Here is a 19,209-nt window from a genome sequence, read left to right as displayed (position 1 = left end):
AAAGGTTTTATAAAGTTCTAATAGCGAAAACACTAACATAAAATACTCTTAAACTTAAAGTTGGACAAGCATTAAGTTAGGAGGCTATAATGAAAAAATTTATATTTTTTGTTTATACAATTGTTATTTGTTTAGGCGTTAATCTTATGGCTTTTTATCAAATTAGTATAAAAAAGACTAACTCAACACTAAAAGAACACGTTCAAATTGAAGCTCAAAATAAAGTAATCGCTGATAAAAATATAAATATATTGAATTTACCTCTGCCTCATACTGATCAAAGAAAATATAGTGTAAAAAAATTACCAATCAATGGCAGTCAAAAAGAAATTAAAAAATTAAATAACATATTTTAATAATGTAATTGTCTAAGTGTAAATTAGTCAAAAAAATGACAGACCACTACACATTAATGGTCTGTCATTTTTTAATTTAACAATTTATTAAAGAAAGTGTTGGTAATTACATTTTAATTGTCTAATTTTTAATTTATCAAGAGATTAGGCTTTTTTATTTCTATTTTTACAGATTTGAGAATAAAGAAACAATTACTTAGTAAATATCTTGGTTGGTTTATAGTTATATCAATGATAAAAATATAAGAAGGTTTATCTGGCAGAAAGAATACATACGTTAAACCAAAAATGATTGGTTGAATAAGAACATCAACAATCTAAAAGCCTATTTTTAAAAAAATGGTAGGACTATAACAAAACAAATAGAATAATTATTTAAGAGGAATATAGATTGTCATGGAGGGTAAATAATGAAAATTGGTTTTCTTATTATTGATATGCAAAAAATATTTTTAGATGGTAAAAAAGAATCATTGAATGTCGAAGGTGCTTGTGAATATATAAATTATGTTGCTGACCGTATCCGTTCTAAAAATCATTTAGTTATACATGTTCAAGATATTGAAGGAGTAGATGATCTAAATTCAGAATTAATTTCTTTCATTCCGGAAATTAATGTAGAAGAACAAGATATTTGTGTTTCAAAAGAACATTCAAATGCATTTTGGAATACTGAATTAGAGCAGATTTTGAAAGGAAATGATGTTGAGTTAGTTATAATAGCTGGATTTGCAGCAGAACATTGTGTTCTATTTACTTATAATGGAGCTAGCGAAAGAGGATTTAAACCAGTCTTATTGCAAAATGGAATATTAAGCACAAAAAGTGATGTAATAACTCAAACGTATCGCGATCGAAACATTATTTCATACAATGTTGTCCCATACATTATTTAGTATAGAAATAGATTGATAACATAATAAGTGCTCTTAAAAGTCATTGTACTTTGAGCACTATTTTGAATTTGAGAATAAACAAAGAAGCCACAAGACAAAATGATTGATCTTGTGGTTCTAATTTTATCTATTGGAAATTTTGACAAGCTTCCTCATATTCTTCTAATGGATACGGATTAGTTCATAAATATCAGAGTCAAATCGAACTCTTGTATGTTTGGATTCAATTCGTTCAATTTCTTCTATTTCTTCTCGTAACTCTCCAAACCACCAAAATTTGATTTCAGTTAATAAATTAGTAAGCATTTTATTCCCCCTAGTTTGAATAATGCCTTAACACTATTAGATTATAAATCCATTGTTTTAAGCTAAGATTAATCTGATGTAAAAGTTTACAAAGTTATTATGTAGGGAAAGAAGATTTAAAATTGCTTAATTAAATAAGTGAATCTATTAATCTCCGACGTATTTTAGCATTTATTTTAAATAAAGTTGAATTTATTTAAAGGAAAATTATGGATGGATGTAGAATACTAATCTATACCTCAAAGATTTATCCTTTATGAATAAATCCCAAAAAGGAGTTGGTAGGTATGTCTAAATTTAGATTAATTCCTTACAAGCTGGAAGAAGTTAAAGGTAGTACAAATGAAGTACCACCTGGAGTTCGTTTAATTGAAGCTAAATCTATTTGGGACAAAGGGTGTCAAGGGGAAGACGTTGTTGTAGCAGTTATTGATACTGGCTGTCAGACTGATCACCCTGAATTACAAGAACGAATTATTGGTGGATATAATTTTACTGAAGATTACGGTGGGGATCCTAACGTATTCTTAGATAATAACGGTCATGGAACACATGTTTGTGGAACGATTGCAGCTTCTGAAAATGGAGAAGGTGTTGTAGGGGTAGCTCCAAAAGCTAAACTTCTCGTTTTAAAAGTACTTTCTGGTGCTGGGGAAGGAACCATTGACTCAATTGTACAAGCGATTGATTATGCGACGAATTGGAAAGGCTCTAATGGAGAAACTGTTCGAGTAATATCAATGTCATTAGGTGGTCCAGAGGATGATTCTTCGTTACATGAAGCAATTCAAAGAGCGGTTGAACAAAATATAGCTGTTGTATGCGCAGCTGGTAACGAAGGTGATGGAGATGGTTCAACTAATGAATATAGCTATCCAGGTGCTTACGATGAAGTTATAGAAGTAGGTTCTGTAAGTCTTCAAAAACGATTATCAAATTTTAGTAATACAAATAACGAAATTGATTTAGTCGCGCCGGGAGAAAAGATTATTTCGACTTATCCGACAAATCAATATGCTGTGCTTTCTGGTACATCAATGGCAACACCACATGTATCAGGGGCAATTGCATTATTAATTCAACAGTTTGAGTTAGAGAATAATGAGAAAATCACTGAACCAGATTTGTTCGAACTGTTAATTAGTCATACAATACCAATCGGATACAGTACGTTTGAGGAAGGCCATGGACTTTTAAATCTAGGCGTAAATATACCCTCAAAATCTCCGAATGTAATAAAATAATAGGTAAAGTCCCGGGTAGTGTTGCTAGACTATTCGGGACTTTTTTTGGTGAGTAGAAAAAAGTTAAAATTAATAGAGGTGAATTAATGTTTAAAAATCAACTAACTCAACTTTTAAATATAAAATATCCAATTATTCAAGCTCCGATGGCTGGGGGAATAACAACTTCAAATTTTGTAGCTGAAGTATCAAATTGTGGAGCTTTAGGTACAATCGGAGCAGGCTATATGACTCCATCACAAATCCGTGAACAAATTAGAGGAATAAAAACGTTAACGAATAAAAGCTTCGGAATTAATTTATTTGTCCCAAATGATTTTATAGTAAACGAAAATGAAATTTCAAAATCCAATGATTTATTACAACCGTTCAATGAAGATTTAAATATAAAACAAAATGAACTCGTACAAATTCAAAATTTTGAACGTGTTAATGATACATTTCATGAACAAATTAAAGTAATCATTGAAGAAGGTGTTCCGATTTGTTCATTTACATTCGGTTTACCTTCCAAAGAAATGATAAAAGAGTTAAAGCTTCATAATATTATTTTGATTGGGACAGCAACTACTGTAAATGAAGCAATTGAAAGTGAGAAATTAGGAATGGATCTAATTGTCGTACAAGGTAGTGAAGCAGGTGGACATCGAGGTAATTTCTTAAACGATCATGAGGAAAGTTTAATTGGATTAATTTCGCTCATTCCACAAGTAGTTGATCAGGTTAGTATTCCAGTAATTGCAGCAGGTGGAATTATGGACGGAAGAGGCTTAATGGCGTCCCTTTGTTTAGGGGCGAAAGCTGTTCAAATGGGTACAGCTTTTCTAACCTGTATTGAAAGTGGGGCACATGAAGTACATAAAAATGCAATACTAAATTCTACAGAAGACCAGTTAGTTTTGACTCGTGCATTTTCAGGAAAATGGGCAAGGGGAATCGAAAATAAATTTATTACGGAAATGAAAAAATACGAAGCTGATTTTCCACAGTTTCCCGTTCAAAATACAATTACCCAAACGATGAGGAAAGCATCCTCCCTACAAAATAATAAAGAGTTTATGTCACTCTGGTCGGGACAAAGTCCTAGATTAGCTAAAAAGGAATCTGTAGAAAACTTAATAAATGAAATAATGGATGAAGCTAAAAAACTAATTCAAGGTATAGAAAAAAATTGAGTTAAATGATATGAAAAATTAGTAGCTTAATATTTCAGATTAGGAGGCTTTATGAATTATTGTGAAAGTATGAGAGAAGAGATTGGAAAATGCCCCTTTATTTTCATTTAAAACAACTATCAGAAGAAATTGATCGATTTATAAGTCAGTTGGAAAAATTAAAATTTTAGAAAAGTAAAAAGGTTCTAAAAAGGTTTTTCAAAAAAACTATATTAAGAACCTTTTTTTGTTTAAATAAATAATTTAAACCAGTTACTTTAAAAGCATACGATCAATATACGATTTAATAGCTTCAATATTACCAGATACTTGTTTTTCTCTTTGTTCATCTTTCTTTATTTTATCTAATGATTTTTCTAAAATCGTTTTTGCTTCCGATTGAGGGATTACAACTACTCCATCTGCATCACCAACAATGATATCACCTGGGTTAACTGATGTACCTCCACATGATATTGGGATATTAATATCACCTACTCCAATTTTTCCACTTGCAGCTACAGTAGTTCCTTTACAGAATACTGGGAAATTTAATTTTTTAATACCGCTTATATCGCGGATTACCCCATCAACAACTATTGCACTTACACCCATTGTTTGTGCCATTCCAACAACAAAGTCTCCTGCAATTGCCCGGTATCGATCCCCTTTTGCATCGATTACGATGACATCGCCTGGATTTGCTTCACGAATTGCCTTCAATACAGCTAAGTTATCACCAACAGGGATTTTAACAGTCAGTGCTCTTCCAGCAAATCTATATTCTTCTTTTAAAGGCTTTATTGACGGATCCATATTATTTAGTCCATCCATTACGTCTGAGATACAAGTTGTTGGTATCTTTTTAAATTGATTAATAATAAAAATCACTCCCTTATAAATCATTTATTTAATGAAATTATATATAGAATTTGTTCTCGTGAGAATTTCGGAAAAATTATTAGGCTTGATAAAAAATAATTATTGAATTAAGAAAGGTTGCAATAGATTAATATCGAATAAAATAAGTTGATAATAAAAAATAGTTTAATCTTTTAACATCTTGAATTTAAACATTATGTAAATAAAGAGCGGATTGAAGTGAAAATCTAGATACTATCGTACAAATTTTATTAAGACAATACAATCCATTAAGTTTCTCTACATTATTACTATTTTACATTGGCCTATTTTTAGACCAGTCCTATTTCAAAGAAGAGAAAATTCCTAAAAATGTAACATGAATGACTTCATTATTTAATAGATAGATTTATCCTTGTATAGTAACATTTATTTAAGGAGTTGAGGTGCTTGAGAAACAAAACTAAATACGTCTATTTAACACACAAGATTCAAATAGAATCCACTGAAAAACTGGAAAAGCTATCCCAACTTACAGGGAAAACTAGTGCAGAATTAATCGAAAAAATGATAGAAGAAATGTATGACCTACATATAAATTCAAAAGAATATGAAGAAAATTTAAATGAAGTTCTTAACGATGAAAATTTATTTGAGGAAATTACAGATCAAGAAATAAGAGATGCAGAGCTAAGATGGCGAAACTCAAAACAAGGTATTAAAGATTTCAGTCAAAGAATGGAAGATTGGAAGAAAGAAGAAAAAAGGAAAAATGCTGAGAAAGCAAAAGAATATAAAAAGAAAATAGTTGATTGGGCTAGAGTCTGGGAAGAGTATTTAAGAAATTACTCTACTTCAATCAAGAAAAATAAAAAACATAATTTCAAGTATTTCAATCCGAATGATAGTGCTGAAGTTTGGAAGAAACAGATGAGAGAATACACAAAGCTTTGGCATCCTGATTATGCACCAGACCATGGAAATCCTCAAAAGTTTGGTGAAATGAAAGCTGAATATGATATTTTAAAAGGTAAAATTCCAACTGAAGAATATAGTTTATAAATTTATTCGTAATACATAAGAATAAATGTACGGTTTCGATTTGTAAAAAATAGTAAATGCGTAGTGGAACTACCATCGTTCCACTACGCATTTACCTACTGCATTTAATCTTCTTTTGCACTATCCTCAGCAATTACTCTTAGTTCTTGATAAAAAAGGTCATGATTACATTCTGGATTTTCAGCTTGTTTATATTTGTCTACAATTTCAAGTAATTCACCAGTATCACCTTTTGCATTGATAATTTCTAAAATTTGATTCATATCATCAGTGTATTCATCTTCTTTTTTCATTACAGATCCCTCCTTCACATTTAGATGTTAATTATTATTTGCTAGCTTTATGAAAAAAATAGATTATTTTTTGAAATATATAGACATCTAATGAAAGATTTGAAACTAGAATAAATTCATAAAAACCTCACCATTTTAATAAAGTGTTGTTCAGGCTAGGTATTTCATACTTTTTTAAATTAATATTAAAATTTGAATTTTCTAGCGTAATAGGATAATTTGGATATAAATTATGTTTACGAAAATACTATTCATTAACTATATACTGGCATAAAAGTAGTCAAATCTTAATTATAAATGATTGAAAAATGGTGGGGGATTAAAAATGAACTTTAACTTTAATGACGAACATAATAGAAAAAATACAAATAGTACAAAATGGGACGCAGTTGATCGTATATTTGGATGTACGGATGTTCTACCTTTATGGGTTGCCGATATGGATTTTGCTTGTGCACCTGGGATTGTAGAGGCTATTACGAAACGAGCTCAACATCCTATTTATGGTTATGGGCATATTCCAGAAGAATTTTTTGAATCAGCAATGAATTGGGCAAGTAAACGTTATAATACATCGATTAAAAGAGAATGGTTAACAAATATACCTGGAGTGGTTCCGGCTTTAAATTTGGCCATTTATGCTTTCACAAAACCAGGTGATGAAATTATCATTCAGCCACCAGTTTACTTCCCATTTTTCAGTACAATTAGAAATAATGGAAGAAATATCGTTGAAAATTCTTTAATAGAAGAAGATGGTTATTATTATATGGATTTAGAAGATCTAGAAAATAAAATTACTTCTAAAACTAAAATGATTATTCTCTGTAGCCCTGCCAATCCTGTTGGAAGAGTTTGGACGAAAGAGGAATTATCAGGTTTATTTGAAATATGTAAAAAAAATAAAATTGTTATAATAGCTGATGAAATTCATGCTGATTTAGTCTACAAGAAAGGTAGTCACACACCTTTTTATTCATTAAGTGAAGATGCAGCCAATATGAGTATTACATTTATGTCGCCAAGCAAAACATTCAATATTGCAGGTTTATTTTCGTCACTTGCTGTTATTCCAAATCAAGATTTATTTACAGAGTTTTCTCATGCAATTGTTCGTTCAAGCTTGGAAAACTTAAATATTTTCGGAATTGAGGCAGTAACAGCAGCTTATAACGAAGGTGAAAAATGGCTTGATGAATTATTGATTTATTTAAAAGGAAACGCGGAGTTCATACATAATTATTTAAAAACAACTATTCCAGTAGTAAAAATGAGGGTTACAGAAGCGACGTACTTAGGGTGGCTTGATTTTAGAGGTTTAGGCCTAAGAGGTGACCAATTAAACGAATTTATGATTAATGATGCTACATTAGGTTTAAATGAAGGTCGCGGTTTTGGAATAAATGGGGATGGTTTTATGAGATTGAATTACGCTTGTACACGTAAAACATTAGAAGAAGCCATGACACGATTAGAGAAAGCTGTAAAAGCTAGAAAGAAATAGAAAAGGAGATGGCATTATGACGTTAAAAATAACACCATGTATTGTTATGAGTGGGAATGCTAAAGAAGCGGTACATTTTTATGAAAAAGAACTTGAAGCAGAGATTCTTAATTTACAAACATACGGTGAAATGCCAATACCTTGTCCAGAAGCATTAAAAAATAGTGTTGCAAATGCAATTTTAAGAATCGGAGAAAGTGACCTTATGTTATTCGATGCCCCTATTCAATCGAATCCGAATGTGGACAAAGATTTTCAACAAAATGCACCTAATTATGAAAATAAAAAAGTAGAAGTTACGATTAATCTTTCAATCGATAGCGTTGAAAAAACAAAGCGCATTTTTAATTCATTACAACAAGATGGACATGTTATTGCACCATTAGAAGCAGTACCATTTAGTCCCGCATTCGGAACAGTTACAGACAAGTTCGGCGTTACATTCATATTGATAACTCAAAAGTAAAATAAAAAATATCTATTAGACTGGGAGATTAAATGGATAAAATAAATGTTGAATTAGTACAAAAATGAATGAATGAATGAACAATTTCCAATTTGGTCTCAATTAGAAATAAAGCCTGTAGAATTAAGTGGCAACGATACGTTCTATTAAATCATTCAAAAAACAATTAATAAACTGTAAAAATACTTAGAGAAGACGAAAAGTTCTTCTCTATTTTTATGGTAAAAAGGTATCGGAAAGAAAAAGCATGCGAGTATGACTATAATGAAAAAACATGAAAGTATTGAATCTTGTTCATACTAATGTTGGGGTGAAATACGACTATGATTCAAAAATTACTAGCAAGTTTTTTATTAATGACGCAATCAGTTGAACTTCCTGACAGCTTAACTATTATTCAACAAGGCCATCCAATTGCAGTAGTTAATCGTGAAGATTTTACAATGTCACTTCCGGGTACACCATTGATAAACGATAAAAAGTTTAATGAATTTATTGAAAAACTTGATCAACAAATTTATCGTAACCCTATAAATGCGACAATCAATGAACAAGGTAGGATTGTACCGGGACAGGTAGGATACAGGCTTTATAAAAAAGAGTTTAAGGATAAATTTACTACCTATTTTTATAGTAAAGGACCATCTAAGATTGAAGTACCGGAGTTAGATATTTATCCTAAAGTCGATAGTGAATTATTAGCTCATATTAGGATTCAACAAATTGGACAATATGTAACCTACTTTAATTCGAATAATAAAAGTCGGGTACATAATATTTCACTAGCAGCAAAAGCAATTGATAATTACGTAGTTTTCCCAAATGAAGTTTTTTCTTTTAATAAGGTAGTTGGAGAGAGAAGTGGAGTAAAGGGTTATAAACGTGCACCAATCATTGTAAGGGGAGAATTGTCTGAAGGAGTAGGAGGAGGAATATGTCAAGTTTCCTCTACTCTCTTTAATGCAGTAGATCGCGCTGGTCTAAAAATTATTGAAAGGTATACCCATAGTAGACGAGTACCATATGTACCGGCAGGACGTGATGCTACTGTTAGTTGGTATGGACCAGACTTCCGTTTTCAAAATAAATATAATCAGCCCATTCTAATTCGAGCAAAACAATATGGTGGAAGTATGATCGTTACACTTCATTCTTCCGATGTAATCAATTATGAAGTAAGAAATGTCCCTATAGCTCCAACTCGTTTACCTGAAGAAATAAATACAGAAGAAGACAAGCATTCTTCAAATCCTTCTAGAAAGGGAAAAATAATTCCACCGCATAAGTCAGTAGGAGATTAGATTAATACATACTAAGTACACCCCACAATGGAAATAAAAGATCCTTGTGGGGTTTTGGTGTTTTTCATGAATACAGATCATAATGATAAAAAATAATGAAAGTCTAATCCTTTCAACACTAGACTTATAGAAACTAAGGATTTAGAATTATAAGAAAGATTTGAAAACAAAGGAGAATTGCATGACAAAAATAAATGTATTATTTGATTCGAAGGATATGGAACGAAATAAATTACCTTATTACTACGATTACGGAAAGATCATTTCAACTATTCAAAGTCAGCTAATTGATACATTTGGAGTAGATTTTCAAATGTATTCAGATGAGGATACTACAAATGAAATCTGGGAAATTCTAGAAGAAGATCTTAAAGAAGAATCGAGTGAAGTTCAATTAATCAGCCATATTTATAATGAGCTTGAAACAAAAACTATTTCTTCGAATCACACTGATAAAAAATTGGAACTGATCATTAAGCCAAGGGTTGAAAATGGATTATATTATTATCCGAATTACGGAGTAGCTTTATCGAAAGCGATGATATTTGAAGCGGATAATCAATATAACAGAGACCTGATTTTTGCTAAAAATGATTCATGTCTTTCATCCTTTTTTCAATACGTATTAAAAAGAAAACGAGATTATATTAAAAATTATGTAACAGTCTATACCGATACAGATGATGGTGTCGAAACATCAATTGAAAATATTACCAAAATGGTTAGTAGGGAAGATGTATTTTTAGAAGAATCATTAAAAAGAGAAATTTATCGATCGATTGACCATTTCTTTAATGAAGGTCGAGATTTCTTTAAAACATATGATATCCCATATAAACGAGGATTTTTATTATATGGAAATCCAGGAAATGGAAAAACAACATTAGTAAAATCAATTGCCAGTAGTATTAACGCACCGGTTGCATATTGGCAAATTACTGAATATACATCAAGTTACACCATTAAAGAGGTCTTTAGTTCAGTGTTAAAATTAACGCCAATGGTACTAGTTATCGAGGATATTGATAGCATGCCTCCTTCAGTTCGCTCAGTATTCTTAAACACGATTGATGGGGCAACTTCTAAAGAAGGATTATTTTTAATTGGAACGACTAATTATCCTGAAAAAATCGATCCAGCTTTAATGAATCGCTCCGGAAGATTTGATCGAGCATATGAAATTAAACAACCAACAAAAGAAATGCGTTCTGAATACTTACAAAAGAAAAAGCTAAATCGAATTTTAAACAATGAAGAACTACAACTACTAATCGATTCAACGAATGACTTCTCATATGCTCAATTAAATGAGTTATATATCTCAATCATAATTGAGTGGGACTGTGAACAAAAAGTAGATATCATTCGACTATGCGACGAAATGAGATCAACTTTACGTAAACAAAAAAAACAAAATTGGCAAAAGAATCAAACTGTGGGATTTTCTTTTGAATAATTGATTTTATTATTTCGTGTAATAGTTACGAGTGCGTTAACTCAAAAAAGATAGAAGCAATAGTTTCTATCTTTTTTCTTTTTGAATCTGTTAAAAGGATTGTTGATTTCCTTATTTAGCTAAGGCAGGATAGTCATAATGAACGAAACTGCTCCATTTTGCTTATCGTAGGTTGCACTTGGCAAGAATTGCGGTTGTAGCCGTAGCTCGTGAATTAATTGGATTTATCTGGGCATTTGGATGTAGTATTGAGGATCAAAAGTTAAACCAATCTGTTGCTTAATAGCTAAATTTTCACTCGAAACATTAAAGGAAATTTGAAATCTAAAGTCTAACTAAAATTGAAATTTTGGCTCGGTGGCAAACACGGTAAGGAGAACCCTCTAGTTCAACTATGCACTAGGTAAAATACTAAACGTGCGCGGATAGATCGAGGCAGCTCCGTAACGGATAGAATGAAATGTGGTAACCAACCCACGCATATCAGATTGTAAATCACTGTTGATAATTTTTGCCTTCGTGCCAAGGTTTTAAGGAGGTTATTCTTAAGGTTTGAAAATAAAAACATTTATTCTTACCTATAAGAATGGTAATTCACAGACTTAGTAAAAATAAAAAACTAAGTTGGTAGTCTTAGAATAAGTCTGTCTAAAACATAAAATCAAAACCATTTGGGTATGGTGAGTTGACAGTTTCGTTCATATCGTTTGAATAAGAAAATAGAATTTAGAATGTAGTTATCAGTTGACTTAGGAGGAATCATTGATGGAGTGGGCACAATGGTTGAAAGGTGGTCCTTTCCTTGAAGTTAGTTTCTTGTTGGAATTAAAAGAAGAGAAAACGAAAACTATACAGGTTATTATTAATAAGTTATCTGAGATCACTAACAAAATCGAAATCGTCGACAAAAACGTTGATGAAATTATTGATTTTTTTGTAAGAGGTTACCCCTATGATGAAGAAGATCCAAAATCAACTTATATACACTCTTTAAGGTTAAGATTATATGTCGAGTTATTTGGAAAAAGAAAGGCAACATTACAAGTAACGACGCTACTTTAACGGAAAAAACGGCTTAACCCTGTTAATCCTGACTAGTATAAAAGGTAAACATGGGATTTAAAAAAAAGATTTAAGATCTCTTACTTTTGTGTTGCCTTTTTTAAGGTTAATTTTCAAGGTAGCCTAATAAAAAAAGGACTATCAATTGATAGCCCTTTATCTATATCATTATTTTTAATTAAGCTGTTTTTTTCATAAGATAACTATTTTCTTTTAACTCGTTTATTTTTGGAAATTTTTTAGTACCAAATTTTGTAATGAAGTAATCTAAACCAAATTGACCTGCATTTGTTCCAGCAACAATGATGAATGTACTTAATAATACTAATTGTGGGTTGATGCTTGTTGTACCACTAAACATGAATGCAAAGTTCATCATTAAAGCGAAGAATGTTGCAGTTTTAGTAAAGCAACCAAGAATTAATCCAAGACCGATTGCAAATTCACCAATTGGCACTAAGAAGTTAAATAAATCAACATGTGGTATTGCAAAATTTGTTAAAAAGTCTGCCCACCAAGTTTGTACTGCCGGATGTTCACCTGTTGCACTTTTTACTGCAAATCCTAAAAAACCTGAAGCGTCAAATCCACCAGCCGATAACTTACCCCAACCTGCATGTATGAATTCATATCCTACATAAAGACGAAAAATAGTTAATACAGCAGCTGCCACTTTATTAGTTCTTAAGAAATTGATAAACATATATATTACCTCAGCAAGTTTTATTTTAATTAATTTACTTCTGTTTTCTTGTTTCTTGTTACTTTGTTGTTTCTTGATTACATACTTATTGTACACAATATTTGTGACTTTTTTCACATGAAATTTGAACATTTTGTGTTACTAAATGATTCACTTTGTTTAATAAGTTTATTTCATTACTTTCAATGTATCTAAATTGAGTTGCATAAAGATTATGAGAAATTTTAAGTAAAAAATGAAAAAATCCCCAAATTACAAAAGATTAAACAAGAATGTAAAATTTAAGGATTAAGTAGTCAATTATTTTTGGCTAGAATTACATCAAAGATAGAATGATTAAATCGTTTTTAATTAAAACGAAGGGTGATGAAAATGGGAGAAATAAAAGTAATTAAAGGCGATATCACCAAACAAACCGTTGATGCCGTTGTCAATGCAGCAAATTCAAGCCTGCTTGGCGGCGGAGGAGTTGATGGTGCTATTCATCGTGCGGCAGGAAAAGGTTTATACGAAGAATGCGTAGCTATAAGAAACAAACAAGGCGGTTGTCAAACAGGGGCCGCTGTGATTACAACCGGTGGGAACTTGCTGGCAAAGTATGTAATTCATACAGTTGGTCCAGTGTGGAACGCAGGAAATAAAAACGAAGATGTTCTATTACGGAGTTGTTATTTAAATTCGCTTGATTTGGCACGTACAAATGGAATTGAAACCATTGCCTTTCCAAACATCAGCACTGGTATTTATGGATACCCGAAAATACCTGCAGCTCAAATTGCAGTAAAAACGGTAAACGAATACCTTGAAAACAATGAAGGAATTAAAGAAGTTGTTTTTGTATGTTTTGATGAAGAAAATTATCAAATTTGCACTAATATAAATTAATTCCTTATTGTACTAACGCAGTGCGTTAGTTGAAGATCATCAAGAACTGTTTTACAGTCTTTCGTTGTGTTGACAGTTGGTATTGTTGTAAGAAGGTCTATTTGATATTTATATTTAATATTTATTATAAAACTTTTCTTTTTGATAAGAGGTGGAATAATGAGGATAAGAAATGTGACTTTAGTAGATGATGCAAGTGGAACTTCGGAAATACCTGCTCCAATTGTTATCGATGCTCCAGTTGTTATCGATTGGGTAAGTCTCATTTTTTGGGTATTAATGTTTTCTGGATTGATTCTATTTGCATGGGGTCTTTGGAAAAAATCTTGGACATCATTACTAATAAGTGGAATTGTATTATTACTTCCAACTCTGTATTTTTTTATTGCATCAGAGAATTGGTTTAGATTACTTGTGCTAGTACCTCTGATTCCTTTCGTACTTACTTTTTTCACAAAAAAAGAAAAATAAGAGCAAACTCATTGTTGAGTCTACCACAACTATCCTGAAAATAGTAATTTTCAGGATAGTTAAATAACGATCGACTGTCTTCATTAGTCCATTTTTTGTTGTACTAAATGGCAGATTAGTTTAATTATCATATAAACCTTTAGCTACTCACTCAAACTTTCCGATTCCTGAAAATGCAAAATTAACAGGGGGAAAAGGGGAAAATCTTAATATAGAAAAGTACGCTAAGTATAAATGGAAAGAAGCAGATGAAATTAAAAGTATTCCAGCCAACTACTTGAAAGTAATCAAAAGTAAAGGTTGGGTAGAGCATGAGGAAGATCAATTAGGTGCTGCTCGCTTTTTTGAGAAGAATGAAACAGTAATTGCATTAACAACACACGATGTTTTCTTTACCCTGTCAAAAATGAAAAAAAGATACTGAATAACACAGTATTTTAATGCAACTAACGCATTAGTTGAATTAGCAACAAAAAAAGATCTTCTATTGAAGACCCTTTTTGCTATTGAAAGAAGTGTAGCTTGCTTGTCCCCCTCGCCCCCACCAATAGACGAGTTAATATAAAGTATTCGTAAATATAATAATAGTGCGATTTTTTATAGTGGTAATTTTTGACATTTTTAATTACAGTTAAGCTAATTTATTTAAACTAGAAATGTATAGGATATTCTGATATTCGTGAAAATGAAGTAGGTCTTATGCAACTAAATGATGCATTAGTTGAACAACAAGAGGCTGTATAGTCGATTTTTTTTATTCAACAAAATGGCAGATTAGTTCAATAAGGATTATCCGAAAATCATGTGGAAAAGGCTGAAATCCCCCAAGTTACAGTAGTGGATTTACAACGTATAATTACTACAATTAACAAACAAAGGGGTAAAATCAAAATGGAAAAAAATGAAAAAAGAATACCTAAACCATTTATTTATTTATATTAGACATAATTGCTTTGACGATTTTTATGCTAATTGATATTAATAAGCCCTCAAACCATAGCGAGTTTATGAAAAATATATTTGAAATGATTACTTTCATTTTATTAGGAGTAATGAATCTGATATATACCGATAAAAAATTGAAGATTATCGGAGTATTATGCTTTGCAGTTGCAATTTATCCTTTGTATTTACTTTTAGAGTTGTATAGAGAAAAAAGAACCCCTACCAAAAAGGTAGGGTATATTTATTGTAAATAGGTAATTAAAATAAATGTAGAGTGCTTGTACAACTAATGCATGCATTAGTTGTACAACAAGATTGGCTGTATAGTCGATTTTTTTATTCAACAAAATGGCAGATTAGTAGCATAAGGAATAGAACAAAATTGGTAAATTATGTTATATTGGGTGAGTGGTTAATAACTATTAGGAGTCGTAGAAATCAATGAAATTATTTATGAAAATTGTCTTAACCTTAGCATTTTGTCTTTATCTTGTCGTCCTTACAAATCAAATACTATTTAAATATGTTTCTCCATCAGAAATAATCAGTCATTTTAAATTTAACAATATTGATGAACGTTGGCATGAACATAATTTTATTCCTTTAAAAACTATTATTTATTATTTGTTTTTAGCTGACATAAATTTAAATATAAGGATTACAAACTTAGTTGGAAACATTATAGGTTTTGTACCTTTTGGCTTCATCCTTCCAATATTATTGAAAAGGTTCAAAAATTTTAAAGTTATCGTAATTACAACTTTTAGTTTAAGTTTAACTTATGAAGTAATTCAGCTATTATTTGACTTTGGAAGTTTTGACATTGATGATTTAATTTTAAATACTTTTGGAGGGTTATTAGGTTATTTGCCAATTAAACTCATTCAATTAATCACTAATTCAAGGAAAAACCATCTAAAAATAACCACAGATTTATAAAAAACATATTTAAACTAACTCAGTGCGTTAGTTACATAAGATTTGATCATGGATGTTATTATTTGAGTGTTCAAGTGGGGGTAAAAATGGATAAGAATATAGACTTAGAAAAAAGGAAAATAAGCGATTTTTCTTTTTTTGATGTTAAATTAATTACTGATTTTCATTTAAAAATGTTTGAAGAAGCATTTGAAAAGAAAGCAGTTCTTGATATTGAATTTGTAATTGAAAGAACTGGATCTTTGTTTAAAACAATTATTAGGTTTCATGATCCACAAGAAATCAAATTTGAATCTGGTGGAAACTATCACCAAATATCATTAGATATAATAGACATTAGCAAACGGAGATGGGAGAACTTAAGTCTTGAAGTGACGGATTATGAAGAGGATAGATTGCATTTTTATTGTTCAAAAGCTGAAGTTTTAGATATAAGAAAAACTTCATACAGTATTTAACTTATTCAACTAACGCACTGCTTTAGTTGAAGAACAAGATCGGCTGTTTAGTCGATTTTTTTTATTCAACAAAAATTGTAGGATAGTTGAACAAGTAGAAAAAAGCCTAACCGTTTGTGCTAGACTTTTGAAGTTTATATATAATTAGATTTGTAATTTTCATAATACTCTTGATTATTTCTTTCTAAACGAATAGTTATATTTTTAAATCATTCATAGTTACTCTCCTAATATAAATTTTCATCCGATATTATTGGACACGGATGATTTCATAAATATCTTTATCAAAACGCACTCGAGTGTGCTTGGATTCAAGGCGATCAATTTCCTCAAACCTTTCATATGTACATGAAAGGTCAAACCACATTTTTTTGATTTCAGTAAAAATAATAGTAAGCATCATTATTCCTCCTAGTATGAGTAATGCGTTTTTTTACTCTTCACTTGGTGTATATGTGAGCGATTACAAATTGATTATATATCGAAAAGAGTGTATTTTGTGAAATACATCACATGCAAATATGAATTTTTTGTGACTAATTTCGAATGGTTCGAATAATTTTGATAATCATTCGAAATAGAAAGGTTCATCAGTTAAAACTTTTAGTTTAAGAATAAATGTACTGATTTCACGCTGAACTAACGCATGCGTTAGTTGAATAGAGTTTACAAAGAAATGATAGGTACCAAAATTAAAAATACTCCTAAAAAGACTATCAATCCTTTTGCAATGTACCATGGCAATAATAAAAAGAGTTCTACTGAAAAGTATGTACTCCCTCTATTTTTTGCATTCTCATGACGTTCTTTTGTATGGAAGTATGCAATCACTATTATTCCTATTCCAATTACTTGTACAAGCCAAGCACCTGATGAAAAATAACTATCCAAGTTTGTCATGCTTCACGAAGGTGTTCTATTTCTTTTTCAGTTAAGAATTTAGGGATCCGAAGTCCTGACTTTGGTTCTTTTAGTTTTGATGAAGGTTTTCTTTGGATTTTCCCTTCTTCATGCGCCCAACGAAAAAATGATTTAATAAAACGTACACGATGTACAAGACTTGCAGGTTTTAAGGTTGCACCAACCTTTCCTAGGTACTGTTTCAATGCATCAGTTGTAATTTTGTCAATAGTGATATCACCAAAATGTTTGATTAATAGATTCGATTATAACTGATATGCTTGTAATGTGATTAATGAGTATCCTTCGATTAATTTATCATTATAGTAACTTTGCCAAGTAGTGGATAATAACATTAGTAAATTCCCTCCAATAAAACTTTCTTAAAAGTATTATTGACGAAAATCATATTTAAAAGCGGTGTGAACTGCCACATGTTGGTTTTTTTATTTAAGTATTTGTCAGGATAGCTTGTTTTTTAGAGTGATGAATAAATAGGATAATTTGCTTTAGATATTTGAAGGACACTATAATAATATTTGGTACTTTAATTTATTTTTTTTCCTTTTTATTAGTTTTTCCTGTGAGTTTACCTTTGTATATGGTAATAGGAATGGGGTCGGGGGATCCTACCCTTGAAGCCTTGCTTTTTTGACATTGATTAATAACCTTCTTTCCTAGAGAATGTAATTATCATTTCTAAAAGCGAGGTTTTTTAACGTAAAAAGTTGTGAAAAATCATATCTTGAATAAAGGGGGTTTTTCTATGACTCGAATAAAATACATTCAAAGTGATATTGAATTATTGGCAAGATTAATCCGAACCGAAGCGGAAGCGGAAGGACAAAGGGGGATGTTATCTGTTGGTGCTGTCGTGATAAATCGAGCCTTGGTCAAGTGTTCAGATTTCAAAAATGTTGATACAATTCGAGAGGTCATTTATCAATATCATGGGAGCGACGCTTCCTTCGACGCGATTCAATCGCCATCTTTTTATCAAAGAGCGACCGAGCCTTATTTGAAGCTTGCTAGACAATGTTTACAGAATTGGCGACTATATCCTGCTGTGTATTCTTTGTGGTATTTCAATCCATCGGGAGCGGGAGTTCAAAATACCCAGTGTCCGCCTAAATGGTATGGTCAGCCTTATGCGGGAGTTTGGAAGAATCATTGCTTTTATGAGCCGACTGGGGCGGAATGTGCGGAAATTTACAAAATATAAAATAAAAAAAAGAGCCGAAATTGGCTCTTATTTTACTTCCCAAAGTATGTCAGCGAAGACGTTGAATGTTATTTTTGAAACTCCCCAGTGTAGTAAGTCGTCGCTGTAAATGATTTCATTTGTACGCTTTTTCCATCTGTAAGCGCGATATATTATCATTGTAAAAAAGAATGAACCGAACCCCATTCTAATTGCTGGTGAACGTTCATAAAAAATTAAAGATTCATATGAAAATATCATGTTAGTAAGAGTTATGAATGTTTTATTGTGGAGGATAAACTTGAGAAACCAACAGTTGAGTAAAGTAAAGAAAAAGTTAGAGGGCTTTATCTGTGATTCTTTGAAAAATAGAGTACAGTTTACTGTCACGAATTATCGAAAGGCTCATGACCAATTAGGAAGGGCTTTTATTACCGTTGATAAAAAAGAAGTCTTAAATATGTGTACCATCACATCTGATATAGCCATTTATAAAACTAACTGGCGCTTTAGTTGAACAACAAGAGTTGCTTGGTCAGCTCTATTTTTATTCAACAAAATGGCAGATTACTTGCATTAAGATTGTCTGATTTTATAAGAAAAATGTGAAATTCCCCCAAATTACAAATAACGTTTCTATTGATATAGTAAAAAAAGAGAGATTATAACTTGATATTTTTTTTAGAGGTGATAAATCGCAATTTATTGCTTTAAAGGAGATTTGGTAACGATATAAAAGGAGAGAA

The 19,209-nt window shown here is 31.0% G+C and carries 21 protein-coding genes and 1 pseudogene; 16 read left to right on the top strand and 6 right to left on the bottom strand.

All coding sequences use genetic code 11. From position 1 onward, the window contains the following. Positions 1–89: 89 nt before the first annotated feature. Both MY490_RS13600 and MY490_RS13595 read left to right on the top strand, forming a co-directional pair. Positions 90–356, top strand: coding sequence for a hypothetical protein (locus MY490_RS13600; protein WP_248266209.1), 267 nt, complete (start codon positions 90–92; stop codon positions 354–356). 410 nt (positions 357–766) lie between these two features. Beyond that, entirely contained in the window at positions 767–1,252 is a 486-nt protein-coding gene (locus MY490_RS13595; protein WP_248266208.1) for a cysteine hydrolase family protein, read from the top strand. A gap of 162 nt (positions 1,253–1,414) precedes the next feature. Here MY490_RS13595 and MY490_RS13590 read toward each other — a convergent pair whose 3' ends face one another. After that, positions 1,415–1,558: a hypothetical protein gene (locus MY490_RS13590; RefSeq protein ID WP_165346879.1), complete on the bottom strand. Its 144-nt coding sequence runs from the start codon at positions 1,556–1,558 to the stop codon at positions 1,415–1,417. A gap of 287 nt (positions 1,559–1,845) precedes the next feature. Here MY490_RS13590 and MY490_RS13585 point away from each other — a divergent pair, with 287 nt between their 5' ends. Together MY490_RS13585 and MY490_RS13580 are read left to right on the top strand one after the other, a co-directional pair. After that, the gene (locus tag MY490_RS13585; protein WP_248266207.1) at positions 1,846–2,802 is read left to right on the top strand and encodes a S8 family peptidase; all 957 of its coding nucleotides are present in this window, start codon (positions 1,846–1,848) and stop codon (positions 2,800–2,802) included. 86 nt (positions 2,803–2,888) lie between these two features. After that, a complete protein-coding gene (locus tag MY490_RS13580) occupies positions 2,889–3,977 on the top strand; it encodes an NAD(P)H-dependent flavin oxidoreductase (protein WP_248266206.1) in 1,089 nt (362 codons plus the stop codon). A 252-nt stretch (positions 3,978–4,229) separates the two neighbouring features. Here the strand turns inward: MY490_RS13580 and MY490_RS13575 are convergent, their stop codons facing one another. Then, on the bottom strand, positions 4,230–4,862 hold the full coding sequence (locus MY490_RS13575) for an RraA family protein (protein ID WP_248266205.1): 633 nt from the start codon (positions 4,860–4,862) through the stop codon (positions 4,230–4,232). 405 nt (positions 4,863–5,267) lie between these two features. Between MY490_RS13575 and MY490_RS13570 the strand changes: the two genes are divergently transcribed. Next, entirely contained in the window at positions 5,268–5,879 is a 612-nt protein-coding gene (locus tag MY490_RS13570; protein WP_248266204.1) for a hypothetical protein, read from the top strand. A gap of 104 nt (positions 5,880–5,983) precedes the next feature. Here MY490_RS13570 and MY490_RS13565 read toward each other — a convergent pair whose 3' ends face one another. Further along, positions 5,984–6,172, bottom strand: a complete 189-nt coding sequence (locus tag MY490_RS13565; protein WP_248266203.1) for a hypothetical protein — start codon at positions 6,170–6,172, stop codon at positions 5,984–5,986. Between the two features lie 325 nt (positions 6,173–6,497). On the opposite strand from MY490_RS13565, the gene MY490_RS13560 reads away from it, so the two are divergent. The 5 genes from MY490_RS13560 to MY490_RS13540 all read left to right on the top strand — a co-directional run bounded on the left by MY490_RS13560 (position 6,498) and on the right by MY490_RS13540 (position 11,961). Further along, on the top strand, positions 6,498–7,676 hold the full coding sequence (locus MY490_RS13560; RefSeq protein ID WP_248266202.1) for a MalY/PatB family protein: 1,179 nt from the start codon (positions 6,498–6,500) through the stop codon (positions 7,674–7,676). 16 nt (positions 7,677–7,692) lie between these two features. Continuing rightward, positions 7,693–8,142 (top strand): VOC family protein, encoded by a 450-nt coding sequence (locus MY490_RS13555; RefSeq protein WP_248266201.1) that lies wholly within the window; start codon positions 7,693–7,695, stop codon positions 8,140–8,142. A gap of 323 nt (positions 8,143–8,465) precedes the next feature. Further along, a complete protein-coding gene (locus MY490_RS13550; RefSeq protein ID WP_248266200.1) occupies positions 8,466–9,443 on the top strand; it encodes a VanW family protein in 978 nt (325 codons plus the stop codon). A 181-nt stretch (positions 9,444–9,624) separates the two neighbouring features. After that, positions 9,625–10,899 (top strand): ATP-binding protein, encoded by a 1,275-nt coding sequence (locus MY490_RS13545; RefSeq protein ID WP_248266199.1) that lies wholly within the window; start codon positions 9,625–9,627, stop codon positions 10,897–10,899. A gap of 765 nt (positions 10,900–11,664) precedes the next feature. Next, a complete protein-coding gene (locus MY490_RS13540; RefSeq protein ID WP_248266198.1) occupies positions 11,665–11,961 on the top strand; it encodes a hypothetical protein in 297 nt (98 codons plus the stop codon). Positions 11,962–12,139: 178 nt separating this feature from the next. Here MY490_RS13540 and MY490_RS13535 read toward each other — a convergent pair whose 3' ends face one another. Next, positions 12,140–12,664, bottom strand: a complete 525-nt coding sequence (locus MY490_RS13535; RefSeq protein ID WP_248266197.1) for a DoxX family protein — start codon at positions 12,662–12,664, stop codon at positions 12,140–12,142. Positions 12,665–13,036: 372 nt separating this feature from the next. On the opposite strand from MY490_RS13535, the gene MY490_RS13530 reads away from it, so the two are divergent. The 4 genes from MY490_RS13530 (at position 13,037) to MY490_RS13515 (ending at position 16,362) form a co-directional block, all read left to right on the top strand. After that, positions 13,037–13,549, top strand: a complete 513-nt coding sequence (locus MY490_RS13530; protein WP_248266196.1) for an O-acetyl-ADP-ribose deacetylase — start codon at positions 13,037–13,039, stop codon at positions 13,547–13,549. A gap of 159 nt (positions 13,550–13,708) precedes the next feature. Next, a complete protein-coding gene (locus MY490_RS13525) occupies positions 13,709–14,020 on the top strand; it encodes a hypothetical protein (protein ID WP_248266195.1) in 312 nt (103 codons plus the stop codon). Between the two features lie 1,386 nt (positions 14,021–15,406). Continuing rightward, on the top strand, positions 15,407–15,904 hold the full coding sequence (locus MY490_RS13520; protein ID WP_248266194.1) for a VanZ family protein: 498 nt from the start codon (positions 15,407–15,409) through the stop codon (positions 15,902–15,904). A gap of 86 nt (positions 15,905–15,990) precedes the next feature. Continuing rightward, positions 15,991–16,362: a hypothetical protein gene (locus tag MY490_RS13515; RefSeq protein ID WP_248266193.1), complete on the top strand. Its 372-nt coding sequence runs from the start codon at positions 15,991–15,993 to the stop codon at positions 16,360–16,362. 250 nt (positions 16,363–16,612) lie between these two features. On the opposite strand, the gene MY490_RS13510 is transcribed toward MY490_RS13515, so the two are convergent. After that, a complete protein-coding gene (locus tag MY490_RS13510) occupies positions 16,613–16,762 on the bottom strand; it encodes a hypothetical protein (RefSeq protein WP_248266192.1) in 150 nt (49 codons plus the stop codon). A gap of 496 nt (positions 16,763–17,258) precedes the next feature. Next, positions 17,259–17,468, bottom strand: a complete 210-nt coding sequence (locus MY490_RS13505; protein WP_248266191.1) for a hypothetical protein — start codon at positions 17,466–17,468, stop codon at positions 17,259–17,261. Positions 17,469–18,028: 560 nt separating this feature from the next. On the opposite strand from MY490_RS13505, the gene MY490_RS13500 reads away from it, so the two are divergent. Continuing rightward, entirely contained in the window at positions 18,029–18,484 is a 456-nt protein-coding gene (locus MY490_RS13500; RefSeq protein ID WP_248266190.1) for a cell wall hydrolase, read from the top strand. Positions 18,485–18,737: 253 nt separating this feature from the next. Beyond that, positions 18,738–18,944, top strand: a pseudogene (locus MY490_RS13495) (SF0329 family protein); the annotation flags it as partial. Positions 18,945–19,209 lie beyond the last annotated feature (265 nt).

The organism is Gottfriedia acidiceleris, from assembly GCF_023115465.1.
Classification (GTDB): domain Bacteria; phylum Bacillota; class Bacilli; order Bacillales; family Bacillaceae_G; genus Gottfriedia; species Gottfriedia acidiceleris_B.
The sequence above is the reverse complement of the archived record's forward strand: the minus strand, read 5'-3'. Positions and strand labels throughout refer to the sequence as shown.